The organism is Geminicoccus sp. (genome assembly GCF_035556675.1).
Lineage (GTDB): Bacteria > Pseudomonadota > Alphaproteobacteria > Geminicoccales > Geminicoccaceae > Geminicoccus.
This window is the reverse complement of record NZ_DATMFZ010000152.1, coordinates 1-11,936: the sequence shown is the minus strand read 5'-3', so window position 1 is coordinate 11,936 and position 11,936 is coordinate 1. Positions and strand designations below refer to the sequence as shown.

Below are 11,936 nucleotides of genomic sequence, written 5' to 3'. Positions count from 1 at the left end.
GCCCTGGCTGCCATCGACGGATGGATGATCGACTACAACGAGGTCCATCCCCATAGCCGGCTCGCCTATCGCTCACCCAGCGAGTATCGACGAGCTACGTCCCAATCTGCCACGTGTCCGGTCTGACGGGGGCAACTCCACGCCGCTGCTGCTGTGATTCGATCCTGGTGAGGCGTAATGGGAGGCGGCCATGGTGCGTAAGGCGGTGGGTCAGGTGAGCTTGGTGGAAGCCCTGCTGCCGGCCGCCTTTGGCAGCAACCAGCGGCTGGAGCGGATCAGGGCGCAGGTCGACTGGGCACCGATCGAGGCGCTGCTGCAGCCGATGCGCAGAGCGTCAACAGGACGACCTGCTTATCCACCGCTGGTGCAACTGAAGGCCCTGCTCCTCCAACAGTGGTACCGTTTGTCGGATCGTGACCTTGAGGAGGCGATCGCCGATCGGCTGAGCTTCCGGCGCTTTTGCGGGCTGGGCCTGGAGGAAGTTGTGCCGGATGCCACGACACTTTCTCGCTTTCGCATCGACTTGGCTGAAGCAGGTCTGGCCGAAGCAGTGTTCGCTGCCTTGAACGCCCGGCTCGAGCAGCGTGGCCTGATGATCAAGGCAGGCACGATGATCGATGCGACCTTGGTCGAGGCCGACGTGAAGCGGCCGCCCATGCACGCGGGCGAGGTGTCGGAACGAGACCCAGCAGCCGGCTTCACCCGGCGCGGACAGCGCAGCTTCTTCGGCTACAAGGCGCACCTGGCAGTGGATCAAGGCAGCGACCTGATCCGCAAAGCGATCCTTACCAGCGCCGACATTGGCGAGAGCATTGCCGCCGATGCTCTGATCTGCGGTGACGAAAGGGCGGTGCTGGCCGACAAGGCCTACGAGTCGATGGAGCGACGAGACGCCCTGGCCGAGATCGACATCACCGACCGGATCATGCACCGCCGGCAGGCCGGCAAGCGTCAGCCCAGCTGGCACAAATGGATGAACGTCGCCATCATGCCCTTGCGTGGCCAGATCGAGAAGCTCTTCGGCACCATGAAGCGGCGCTACCTGTACCGGCGCGTGCGCTATCGTGGCCTCGTCCGCAACCGCTGTCAGCTTTGGTTGCTCTGCATGGCCATGAACCTACGACGAGCCGATCAGATCACCAGCTGACCGCCATCCAGAGATCCCAGACAGGCCGACCTTACCCAACAGACAGTGGATCGAGCAGATGTCATCCGCTGCAGGCGTCTGCTGATCCGCCACGTCCTGCCGCCAGGATACATGATTGGACTTTCACGTCAGTCTCCTCTGGAACGATGGAGTCTTCCAGATCGAGGATGATCGCATCGCTGCCTCGCAGATGCGCCTTGTCCAGAAAATGCTGCTGCAGCACTGGTACGAACAAAAGGGACCGCAAGAGGTGCATGTCAGATGACTCCCTGTTTCTGCAGGTCCACGATCTCTTCCTTGGACAGATCGAGGCCCAAGTAGATTTCTTCGTTGTGCTGCCCGAGTTCGGGAGCAGGACGGCGGATGGCGCCCGGTGATCGGGAAAGACGCGGAACGATGCTGTGCATCGGAATCATGCCCATGTCGGGGTCCGTCATTTCGACCAGGATCTGGCGCTCGATCACGTGCCGGTCTTCCAGCACCTCGGAGACGTCGTAGACTGGCCCGACCGCGACCTCGGCCTTGTCGAAGAAGGCGAGCGCGTCGTCGCGGTCGAAGCCGCCGATGAAGGAGCCGATGATGTGGTCGACTTCCTCCACATGCCGCAGACGATCCGAATTGGTGCGGAATCGCGGGTCGTCGATCAACTCGGGCCGGCCGATTGCCCGGAACAGGCGCTCGGTCATGTCCTGGGTCGGGGCCGAGAGGGCCACGTACTTGCCGTCACGGGTCGGATAGACATTGCGCGGTGCCGAGATGGACGCCCGGTTGCCGGATCGGGGCGGCAACGTCTTGCTGACCCTGTAGGCGGCAGCGTCCGGGCCCAGGATCGAGATCAGTGGCTCCAGCAAGGACAGGTCGACGACCTGACCGCGACCACCTTTCGCCTCGACTTCTCGCAAGGCCACCATTACCGCGAATGCGCCATAAAGGCCCGCCACCATGTCGGCCAAGGCCATGTTGGGCGGCGCTGGTGGCTTGTCGTCAAATCCGTTCTTGGCGGCAAAGCCCGACATGCCTTCGACGAGGCTGCCGAACCCTGGACGTCTGGCATAGGGGCCAGTCTGGCCCCAGCCGGAAAGTCGAACGATCACGAGGCCGGGGTTGAGCTCGAGCAGGCGCTCCGGGGCGAAGCCCAGGCGTTCTAGGACACCGGGCCGGAAATTCTCGATCAGCACCTGTGATCGTGTGACGAGGCGCTCCAGGATCTCCTTGCCGCGTGGCAGCCGCGTGTCGAGCGAGATGCTCTTTTTGTTGCGGCCATAGACTTTCCAATAGACGGGAATGCCGTCTTCGCGCCATTCGCGCAGCGTGTCGCCCTTGCGGGGCGCTTCGACCTTGATCACCTCCGCACCGAAATCGCCGAGCACGACGCTCAGCATGTTGCCGGCCACGACCCTCGTCAGGTCGAGCACGCGGATCCCGTCGAGCGGGCAAACGGCATCTGACTGGTAATCCATGATCTACTCTTGTTCGTGTTCGGCGCGAAACAGCACGACGGCGTCCGGATTCACGGACATCGCCACATTCGGGCCGGTGAGATCCTCGGCCGTCTCGACGCGCAACACGCCACCCAGAGCCTGGATCTGATAGGCGAAGCGGGCGCCCAAATAGCTCTGGTCGATGATGCGCCCGCGGATCAGATCATCGGTGCCGCTCGGAGCCCGACCACCATACAGGCGGATGCTCTCCGGCCGGATCGCAGCGACAACCCCGCGGCCCGGCCTTCTCGGGCGGCGCCGGGATCTTCAGGCACTGGCCGTCCGCGAACCGGATGAAGCTCCCGCGCTCGTCCGACTTCAGGTCGCCATCCAGCATGTTGCTGGTGCCGATTAAGTCGGCGACGAACCTGTCCGCGGGAGCGACGTAGATCTGCTTCGGCGTACCGAGCTGGGCGATCCGGCCACCATTCATCACGGCGATGCGGTCACTCATCGCTAATGCTTCGACCTGATCATGCGTGACATAAACGGTAGTGAGCCCCACCTTGGACTGCAGGTGCTTCAGCCAGCTGCGCGCCCGATCCCGCAACTTCGCATCCAGGTTCGAAAGCGGCTCGTCCAGGAGCAGGATGCCCGGGCGAAAGACCAGCGTGCGTGCCAGCGCCACTCGCTGCTGTTGCCCCCCCGACAGCTGGTGGGGATAGCGGTCAGCCAGACGCTCCATCTCGACCAGGGCCAGCGCTTCGCGCACCTGGCTGGCCCGTTGCTCCTTCGGCACCCGGCGCAGCTTCAGCGGAAAGGCGCAGTTCTCCTCCACGGTCATGTGGGGCCAAAGCGCATAGGACTGGAACACCAGGCCGCAGTTGCGCCGCTCCGGTGGCAGGAACAGGTTGGTGTCGCTGTCGAAATAGACGTCGTGGCCGAGGCTGATCCGCCCCGAAGTTGGCCGCTCCAGCCCGGCAATGGCGGCAAGCGTCGTCGACTTGCCGCAGCCGCTCGGTCCGAGCAGCGTCAGGAACTCGCCGTCGCGGACCGTGAAGCTCACCCGGTCGACCGCGGTGACGGCACCAAAGCAACGCGTGAGGGAGGAGACGACAAGCTCAGCCATGCGTCCGCACTCCCAGAGCCCGACGGAACAGGATCATGAACACCACCATGATGGCCATCTGGAGGACCGCCAACGCCGCCACCGAACCATTCTCACCCTGCACCCAGAAGGCGAGCATCGTGGTTCCCATGACTTCGCTGTCCGGTCCGAACAGGAAGATCGCGACCGCGTACTCCTTCATGAAATGGATGAAGAGGATCGCGAAGCAGGCCAGCAGGGCCGGTCGGATCTGCGGAGTGATGATGTGCCAGCAGGCCTGGATCCAGCTCGCCCCGACGCTGCGGGCGCTGCGGTCGTGGTCCCGACCTATCTGCACCAGGAGCGGCTGGACGAGCCATAGCCGGTTGGCAGATGGCGCATCAGGAAGGCGAAGATCAGGATTGCAATGGAGTTCTGCATCCAGGAAATGATCGGCAGCCAGGCCGTCGCCCAGAGCACACCCATGCCGACCAGCAGTCCCGGAATCGCGCGGGGATAAAGGACCAGGAACTCCAAGGGGCGTCGCCAGGGAAAGCTGGAGCGCAGCGCCACCAGAGCGGTCACGGCAATCAGCACCGTGCCGATCGCGGCACGTGCCGCCGCCACGCCCAGCGTGTTCCAGATCGAGCGTATGTAGGCGGGATAAGAGAAGATGATCTCGTAGTTTTCGAGGGTGAGCACACTCCATAGCGGCACGAATGGCGAAAGCACGGCGGTGAACGACCTGGCGATCAGGCCGCCGACCAGAAGGATCACGGTGAAGAAGAGATAGGCGCCAAGGTAAGCGCGATCGGCCAGCGCCACGGGCCGAGCCCCATCATCCGTGCCCGTCCCGCCTTGCCGCCGATGGTCAAGAAGCGCTGGCCGTCGCCCAGCAGGCGCATCTGGAAGAACACGAGCACGATGCCGATGAGCATGACTGCGACGGCGCTCGCCAGGGCATGATCCGGAGTCGTCGCTTCAAAGCCCTCGGAATAGATGAAGGTCGTGAGGAAGTGCATCCCACCCGGCACCGCCAGCAGGAGCGGCATCGCGAAGAGTTCCAGCGCCAGGACGAAGTTCAGGATCGTGGTGGTGACGATGGCCGGCCGGAGCAGCGGCAAGGTGATCGCGATCACCGTCCGAAAAGGGCCGGCACCACTCAGGCGAGCCGCATCCTCGAGAGTGGGATCGATCGTGCGGGCCGCACCGAGGCAATAGAGGAAGGTCAGCGGCGCCAGCGACAGTCCGGCAGCCATCGAGAGGCCGCTCAGCGAGTACAGGTCTCAGGGGCGGAATCCCAGCTATTGCTGCAGCCAGAGAGTGACGAACCCGGACGGCCCGTAAGCGACGATCCAGCCGACGCCAGCACCAGATGGCTGATGAAGATCGGCCAGAGCATCACGTTGGCGAACAGGCGCGATCCGGGCAGATCGGTGCGAGCGACCAGGATGGCGGTAGCCACCCCGGTCACCTGCGCAATCAAGGTCGCGATGACGGAGAATTCGAGGGTCGTTGCCAGGGCCGCCCAGAACTGGGCGCTCCCGACCGCACGGGCATAGCCGCCCAGCGAGAACATGCCCGTTGGATCATAGAGCGGCCTGGTCGAGAAGGACTGCATGATGACCGGAACGATCGGTGCAGCCACCAGGATCAGGATCGCGATGAACACTCCCCCATTGCAGCGGGCGCTCACCGCTCATCCCGCTCCGTCCGGTGTGTGATGGCGTGGAGGTCAAGGGCATGACGGCCATGTTCGACGCCAGCTCGATGGTGATCAGGAAACGACTGCGATCAGCGGCCGAACGCGGTCTTCCACTTTTCGACGAAGGCATCAATCTGGGGGAGCTGAGCCTTGTCGTAGGTCATCCGCTGCACGTGCTCTTCGCCACCTACCTCATCCAGGATCGTCTGGTAGGTATAGAAGGTGACGTCCTCGGGCTTGAGATCGCGTACGGGCGTCAGCCCGCCTTTCCCGAAGCCTACCTGTCCTTCGTAGGACAGAACATGATCGAGCAGCAGCTTGGCGGAGTTGGGGCTGGGGCTGCTCGCGGTGACCGCCATCAGGCGAGGATAGATCGGCTGCTTGTCCTTGAAGAAGGACCATTCGACCACGCCCTTGCGGCCCGGATCCTCGAGCTTCGGAAACACTGTGATGCCGCTGATCAGGTAAGCCAGCGCATACTCGCCGTTCGTGATCTTCTCGAGCATGACCCCGCCCGCACGTTCGGCACGGGATGCCGGGCCCAGGACCTCATAGTCGCTCCAGATCTCTTCGCCATGCGCCTGTGTCCACACCCAGTTCCAGATCGCCGATTCGGCGCCCGCACCGGCGTCGTAGGTGACGAGGCGGCCATCCAGCATGCCGGAATTGTTCTGGACGAGGTTCTTCAGCTTCTCGGCAGTGTCCGGAACGTCACCATCCGGCATGACGTGCTTGTTCCAGACGATCAGCGAAGGGGCGGCCGAAAGGGTATAGGCACCTGGCATCGGGTTGGCGAACGCGGGAAGGTGCGGCTCTTCCGGCGATTCGTAAGGAAGCAGCGCTTGACGCTCGGATGCCTCGATCCACCTCAAAATGCCGAAGGCTGCGATGAAATCCGCCATGCGCGAGCCGCTCGCCTGTTCCGGGTAGTAGCGATCCCAAAGCTCGTTGTTCAGGTCGAGTGTCTCGACCTTGATCCAAGGATACTTTTCGGCAAAGCTGTCAAGTACCGACTTCCAGTTGAATGCTGCCATCGCAGAGTAAATTAGCAGGCCATCTTCCGATTTTGATTGCTCGACGATCTGATCGTATTCTGGCGGGCAGTAGTCAGGAAGAGCTTGGGCCATCACGGCGCCAGACAGGACATCGCAAACGCGGCGCATGCACCCAACAAGGTGCGGCGAATCTTTCTCATCGCTAGCCTCCCGATTCTGAGGCCGGAGGCTAGCGAGCACATGCCATCAGAGGAAATAGCAAATTCCGATTCTAATATAAGCTTCAGCTTATGACTGGAGCCTGATCGAACCAATCTCCACTGCGTGTCGGAGGTCCTCCCTGATCAGGCGACGCATCCGTTCGAACACGACCTGGCTGGCTCTTGATGCTGCCGGAGCGGCTGACCGGCACAAGGATACCGGCCGCCACATCTCCGGCGTCAGCGGATATCCCGCCACTTCGCCACGCGCAGCGCTGTCGCTGAAGGCGGCCCAAGGCATGATGCTGCAGCCGAGGCCGTGCTCGATGGCAGTACATAGGGTCGGGATCGAGCCATCCAGTTCTGCGACGATATTGGGCCGTATGCCGTGGCGGGCGAGTGCACTGTCGATGAGTGTACGAAGGCCGAGGTTGGGGCTGGGCAGGAGCATGAGCGTATCGGCGGTGCGAGCGAGCGGGAAGGGATCGGGCACCGCCAGGCTGGGCGGAGCCACTAGGTAGAGCGCCTCCTGGAAAAGCCACTCCACCTGCAGCCCTTGTGGTTCCGGCTGGAACAGCAGCGCCATGTCCAGCTTGTTGCTATGCAACAGCTGCTCAAGATTGCCGCTCACCCCGCTCACGATGCGCAGGCGGATGCCAGGTGCTCGCTCCGAACCGCTTCGAACAGGGGCACCGACACCAGATGCGACGTGCTGAAGGGAATCCCTATTGAGACCGTATCGATCGGATGTTGCTCCAGGTGGCGAACCTCCTCCCGGATCGAATGCGACAGCCGGAGGATGAGCTGAGCCCGGGCGTAGAACAGCTGCCCGGCCTCGGTCGGAACGACCCCTCGGGGCGTCCTGGTCAGGAGCATAACCCCGACCGCTTCCTCGATGATCCCCAGTTGCTGGCTGAGCGCCGGCTGAGCGACCCCTAGACGGGAAGCTGCGCGCGTCAGGCTTCCCGCGTCGACGATCTCAACGAAGTAACGAAGACGCCGTGTATCCATCAACCGGCTCCCTGTCATGTCTCCTATGTCATGGCGATAAAATTACGGGTGAAGCAGGCGTGATGTATGTTCTCATTGCGCCGATCTCAAAAGCTTTCCCTTGCGTTGTCATCTCTCATTTTCTTGTGCGGGCTCCGCCCGACGATCTGATAGATTCGCGAATCTGATCTTCTAGTGATCACAGATAATCGGGCAAGCATCCATGCGCGTTCTCTCAACCTAGCACCTCCCGACTCCATGCTAGGTGCGGCCAGCCGTTTATCCAAGCTGACTGCCATCTCACCGCGGCGGGCTGGTCCTGGTCCGCCAGCGGGGTGATGTCATCACGATCGAGGACAAAGGCGGCATCGCCAACCTGATGGTGTGGCCGTTGGTGTTCGAGCGCTACCGGCGGATGGTGCGGGGCAGCCGGATGCTGGGGGTGCGGGTCCGCATCCAGAAGCAGGGCAAGGTCCGTCCTTCATCTGGTGGCCGAGTGGCTGGAAGACTTCAGCGGGCTGCTGGCCAGCGTCGGCTCGAGAGACCGACCCGGTCACGAGCCGCGGGACATCGACACCCGTGACCTGCGCCTGGGCTCCGGCATCAAGACGCCGACCTGGGATTTTCGGTGAAGGCCCGATCAGCGCGGCCTGGACATCCTGGCATGGGGCCCTTGTACGCGCCCGCCGGTAGGCGAGGTGCGACGTGGGCTGGCGTGGCGTGGTGGGGCTCCCGGCCAAGCCCCAGGCCTGGCGCAACTCCCGCACCTCGCCGACCAGCGCCACGATCCCTCGGCAGGCGGTGCGCAGGAACGGGCGCAGCACATGCGCGGCGAAGAGGGGCGGCTGCGCATCGCCGCGCCGGAGAACCGGCCGGCGTGGCTCGGCAGCGCCATTTCCCCCGCAGCCGGTGCGTTGCGGGCTACCTGCAAGACCGACTTCGTCATACCGCCTCCCGTCCGGGCCTTCTTCCAGGCGCGGCCGACCTCCCGGGCAGCCAGAGGTTTCAGCAGAGCAAAACAGTTTCTAAAGACAATAAGGCTGTCTTGCTGCTCAAAAGAAAATATGCTGACAAGGCTAGCATGATTTATATAATTGCGCAATCATCTGGTACAATAATAATTACTATGTAAATTAGTAAACTTTCCATAGGGTCAGTTCTTGATCTTGAGCAAATTCGTGGTGCTGGAGCCGCACGCCCCGGCCCGGTCACCCTGGAGGAGCTGCTCTAGCTGCCCTGGTAGTGGCGGGTCACGCCGGGGTGCTGCTCGGCTAGGAGGTGGGTGACCAGAGGTCGCTCGCTGCTTCGGTGGAAGGCGTGAACCCGCTCCTGGATCTCCCGGTCCGCCGCCGTCACCCGTTCGTGCTGGCGCAGGTGGTCGAGCCAGCTTTCCAGCATGAACGCCTCGATCCGACGCTGCGGGTCGGCGGCATCGACGAACACTCGCCAGAAGAACGCCCCATCGCGCCGCCGCGACCGGCCGAGTTCAGCCATCGCATCGGCAAAGGCGGGTGCGTCGTGGGGATCGATCCGGTACTCGACCGTCACCAGCACCGGGCCGCCGTCGGTCGCCGCCGCCTGGTCCAGCACCGGTGCCGGCCAATGCCCGGACGGGGAGAGGTCCGGTACGTCGTCGCCCAGCAGATGCCAGGACCGGGTCGCCACCAAGCCGACCACGGCGCCTGCCGCGGCGACCGGCAGGGTCGCCAGCGGTCCGATGACGCCGGCGACGACCCCCCACAGCACGCTGCCGGCGGTCATGCTGCCGAAGAACACGGCCAGGTTCACCGCCAGTCCGCGCGAGCGTACCCAGGCCGGCAGGGACATCTGCGCGGATACGTTCAGGCTGGAAAGCACCGCGATCCAGGCGAGGCCGGCCAGTAGGCAGGCGGGCAGGGCCACGGCCAGCATCGGCAGGAGGCCAAGGCAGGTCATGGCAGCGGCCAGCAGCGCCGTGCCGGCCATGACCATGCCGTCCGCGCCGAGCCGGGCCTTCAGCCTGGGCAGGGCCGCTGCCGCCAGCACCGCGCCGCAGCCGACCGAGGCCAGCAGGCTGCCATAGAGGCCCGGGCCGCTGGCCAGCGGCCCGCGCGCCACCAGCGGCAGCAGCGCCCAGAACGCGCTGGCGAACAGGAAGAAGGCGGCGGAGCGCACCAAAGTGGCGCGCAGGTGCAGGCTGCTGCGTGCATAGCGCATGCCGCTGCGCATGGCCCCGAACAGCCGTTCGGCCGGCAGCACCGAAGCCGGCCGGGGCGGCGGCCGCCACAGGAGCAGGGCCGAGATCACGACCAGGAAGCTCAGGGCGTTGAACAGGAATGGCCAGCCCAGGCCCAGCGAGGCGATGATCAGGCCGCCCAGGGCCGGACCGATCGCCCGGGCGATGTTGATGCCGACCCCGTTCAGCGCCACGGCCTGGGTGAGCAATGTTCGTGGCACCAGATCCGGGGTGATCGCCTGCCAGGCCGGCGCGCCCAGTGCGGTGGTAGTGCCGATCAGGAAGGTGGCGAGCAGCAGAAGCTCCGGCGTGATCAGGCCGGTGGCGACGATCATTGCCAGGACCGCGGCCAGACAGCCTGCCGCCACCTGCAGCAGGAGGAGCAGGCGGCGGCGATCGACCAGGTCGGCAAGCGCACCGGCAGGCAGGGCGAACAGGAAGACCGGCAGGCTCACCGCCGCCTGGACCATGGCCACCATCAAGGGTGCCGGGGCCAGCGAGGTCATCAGCCAGGCGGCCGCGACGTCATGCATCCAGGTGCCGATGTTGGACAGCACTGCCGCCGACCAGATCAGCAGGAAGCTGCGCTTGCGCAGCGGCGCCCAGGCCGAGGTCCCGGCCGCACCTGCCGGCGCGCCGCCGGCTGCATGGTGCCGCGCCATCAGAACTGGAACCGGACGGTCAGCTCGACATAGTCGATGTCGTCGGACGGGCCGGTCTCCTGGATGAAGCGACCGGGAAAGAAGTGCGCATAGATCGCGGTCAGGCTGACCTGCTCGTGGACCTGCCAGGTGGCGTTCACCGAAATCTCCGTCCCGACATGGTGGGCACCGCTGCCGTCCGGAGCCCGCAGGAGCCGGCCGTTCGGCGCATAGATCCCGTCCTCGGCCTCCAGCCGCCAGAACAGGTCGAGATCGGCGGTGAGCTCGAGCCGCTCGGTCGGCCGGACGGTCAGGAAGGGGTGGAGGTTGTAGAAGTTGCGCGGGCCCAGCAGGGCCAGCTCGGAGAAGTAGTTGCCGCGCGGGTAGAGCGGGTTGAACGTGCCGAGATCGGCATCGTCCGGATCGTCGTCGCCGCTGGCGATGTTGGCGGACAGGCCCAGGCGCGGCTGCCAGGGCAGGTCGTTCCAGGTGTAGCCCGTGTCGGACGCGACGCTCCAGGCGCGGATGTCGCCGCCCGCGAACCGGCCGAACTGCCCGATCAGCTCCCAGTTCCAGTCCCAGCCGGCCTGCTCGCCGGCAAGCCGCGCGCCCAGCGTCTGGCGGGTCTCCCCGCCGCTGCCCTGTACGTAGCTGGCATCCTCGTTGCGGTAGCCGAGATAGTAGAGGTCGACGGCACCGCCGAATGGCAGCCAGCCGGGTGCGTCCGTGGTGGCATAGGCACCCCACAGGCCCTGGTCTTCCCGGGTCCCGTCGTCGAAGATCCCTGGCTCGTCCTCGGCCGGGCGGGCCGCCAGCGCATCCAGCCGCCAGCCGTCGCCCTGCAGGCGCCCGAGCCCGCCGTCGAACTTGCGGCGGACGTTCGGGCCCTCGCGCACGTCGACCAGCCGGCCCGTGCCGTAGCGCAGCTCCTGCCGGCCCAGCCGGAGCAGGGCCAGGGTGGCGGCATCCGGTGCGTTGCGCAGCTCGACGAAGCCCTGCTGGAGGTCGAGCCGGTTCTCGTCCACCGGGCTGGTCGGGCCGGCCCGGCCATCCTCCAGCGCGCTGTAGAGCTGGCCGAACAGGCGCAGCTGCGGGCCGAGATGGAGGTCGGCGCCCAGGATGTAGCGCTGGAGGAACACCCCGTCGTCCTGCGGATCCTCGCCCCAGAGCGGGTCGTTCGTGTACTCGAAGCGCTCGCGGATCTCGCCGCCCAGCGACAGCCAGACCGCTCCGTCGCCAGCCAGCGGCACGCATTTGAGCCGGTCGAGAACGTCCTGGCGCGCGCCCGGCGCACATAAGGCCTGCCAGTCCTCGTCCTGCCGCAGCGGCAGGAACCCAGAGCGGGCGTCCGGTGCGGCCGACGCGCCGGCCAGGGGCGGGGCTGCCAGGAGCGTTGCCACCGCGAGGCTCAGACGGCGAAGCAGGAGCAACCGAGCGCGCCCCAGAACATGCGCCGCTCGCGGGATGGTACGGGTGTGGTCCAGGCGATGCGGTGGTCGTGGCCATGGATGCCGCAGCTGTTGCCGCAGCCATCG

15 protein-coding genes are annotated in these 11,936 nt (G+C 65.2%); 2 read left to right on the top strand and 13 right to left on the bottom strand.

Annotated elements, in window-relative coordinates:
• Positions 1-3 precede the first annotated feature (3 nt).
• Positions 4-126, top strand: coding sequence for a hypothetical protein (locus VNS22_RS28550; protein WP_414653343.1), 123 nt, complete (start codon positions 4-6; stop codon positions 124-126).
• A gap of 64 nt (positions 127-190) precedes the next feature.
• Entirely contained in the window at positions 191-1,147 is a 957-nt protein-coding gene (locus tag VNS22_RS11455; protein WP_325732494.1) for an IS5 family transposase, read from the top strand.
• A gap of 61 nt (positions 1,148-1,208) precedes the next feature.
• Here the strand turns inward: VNS22_RS11455 and VNS22_RS11450 are convergent, their stop codons facing one another.
• From VNS22_RS11450 to VNS22_RS11390, 13 genes are all read right to left on the bottom strand, one after another.
• The gene (locus VNS22_RS11450) at positions 1,209-1,403 is read right to left on the bottom strand and encodes a hypothetical protein (protein ID WP_325732492.1); all 195 of its coding nucleotides are present in this window, start codon (positions 1,401-1,403) and stop codon (positions 1,209-1,211) included.
• A gap of 1 nt (position 1,404) precedes the next feature.
• Positions 1,405-2,607, bottom strand: coding sequence for a CoA transferase (locus VNS22_RS11445; RefSeq protein WP_325732490.1), 1,203 nt, complete (start codon positions 2,605-2,607; stop codon positions 1,405-1,407).
• A 3-nt stretch (positions 2,608-2,610) separates the two neighbouring features.
• Positions 2,611-2,790 carry a hypothetical protein gene (locus VNS22_RS11440; protein ID WP_325732496.1) on the bottom strand — a complete coding sequence of 60 codons (180 nt, stop codon included), beginning with the start codon at positions 2,788-2,790 and terminating at the stop codon, positions 2,611-2,613.
• A 1-nt stretch (position 2,791) separates the two neighbouring features.
• Entirely contained in the window at positions 2,792-3,697 is a 906-nt protein-coding gene (locus tag VNS22_RS11435; RefSeq protein WP_325732488.1) for an ABC transporter ATP-binding protein, read from the bottom strand.
• On the bottom strand, positions 3,690-4,013 hold the full coding sequence (locus tag VNS22_RS11430) for an ABC transporter permease subunit (protein WP_325732486.1): 324 nt from the start codon (positions 4,011-4,013) through the stop codon (positions 3,690-3,692). Before VNS22_RS11430 ends, VNS22_RS11435 begins: the two co-directional genes overlap by 8 nt.
• The gene (locus VNS22_RS11425; RefSeq protein WP_325732485.1) at positions 4,004-4,480 is read right to left on the bottom strand and encodes a hypothetical protein; all 477 of its coding nucleotides are present in this window, start codon (positions 4,478-4,480) and stop codon (positions 4,004-4,006) included. The genes VNS22_RS11430 and VNS22_RS11425 overlap by 10 nt, the downstream gene beginning before the upstream one ends.
• Positions 4,429-4,914, bottom strand: coding sequence for an ABC transporter permease subunit (locus VNS22_RS11420; RefSeq protein WP_325732483.1), 486 nt, complete (start codon positions 4,912-4,914; stop codon positions 4,429-4,431). Before VNS22_RS11420 ends, VNS22_RS11425 begins: the two co-directional genes overlap by 52 nt.
• 11 nt (positions 4,915-4,925) lie before the next feature.
• Complete coding sequence (locus VNS22_RS11415; RefSeq protein WP_325732481.1) at positions 4,926-5,351, bottom strand: hypothetical protein; 426 nt, start codon at positions 5,349-5,351, stop codon at positions 4,926-4,928.
• 98 nt (positions 5,352-5,449) lie between these two features.
• On the bottom strand, positions 5,450-6,487 hold the full coding sequence (locus tag VNS22_RS11410) for a hypothetical protein (protein ID WP_325732479.1): 1,038 nt from the start codon (positions 6,485-6,487) through the stop codon (positions 5,450-5,452).
• 156 nt (positions 6,488-6,643) lie between these two features.
• Complete coding sequence (locus VNS22_RS11405; protein ID WP_325732477.1) at positions 6,644-7,186, bottom strand: LysR substrate-binding domain-containing protein; 543 nt, start codon at positions 7,184-7,186, stop codon at positions 6,644-6,646.
• 5 nt (positions 7,187-7,191) lie between these two features.
• A complete protein-coding gene (locus tag VNS22_RS11400; RefSeq protein WP_325732475.1) occupies positions 7,192-7,566 on the bottom strand; it encodes a LysR family transcriptional regulator in 375 nt (124 codons plus the stop codon).
• 1,206 nt (positions 7,567-8,772) lie between these two features.
• Positions 8,773-10,422, bottom strand: a complete 1,650-nt coding sequence (locus VNS22_RS11395; protein ID WP_325732473.1) for an MFS transporter — start codon at positions 10,420-10,422, stop codon at positions 8,773-8,775.
• Positions 10,422-11,831 (bottom strand): alginate export family protein, encoded by a 1,410-nt coding sequence (locus tag VNS22_RS11390; RefSeq protein WP_325732471.1) that lies wholly within the window; start codon positions 11,829-11,831, stop codon positions 10,422-10,424. Before VNS22_RS11390 ends, VNS22_RS11395 begins: the two co-directional genes overlap by 1 nt.
• Between the last annotated feature and the right edge of the window lie 105 nt (positions 11,832-11,936).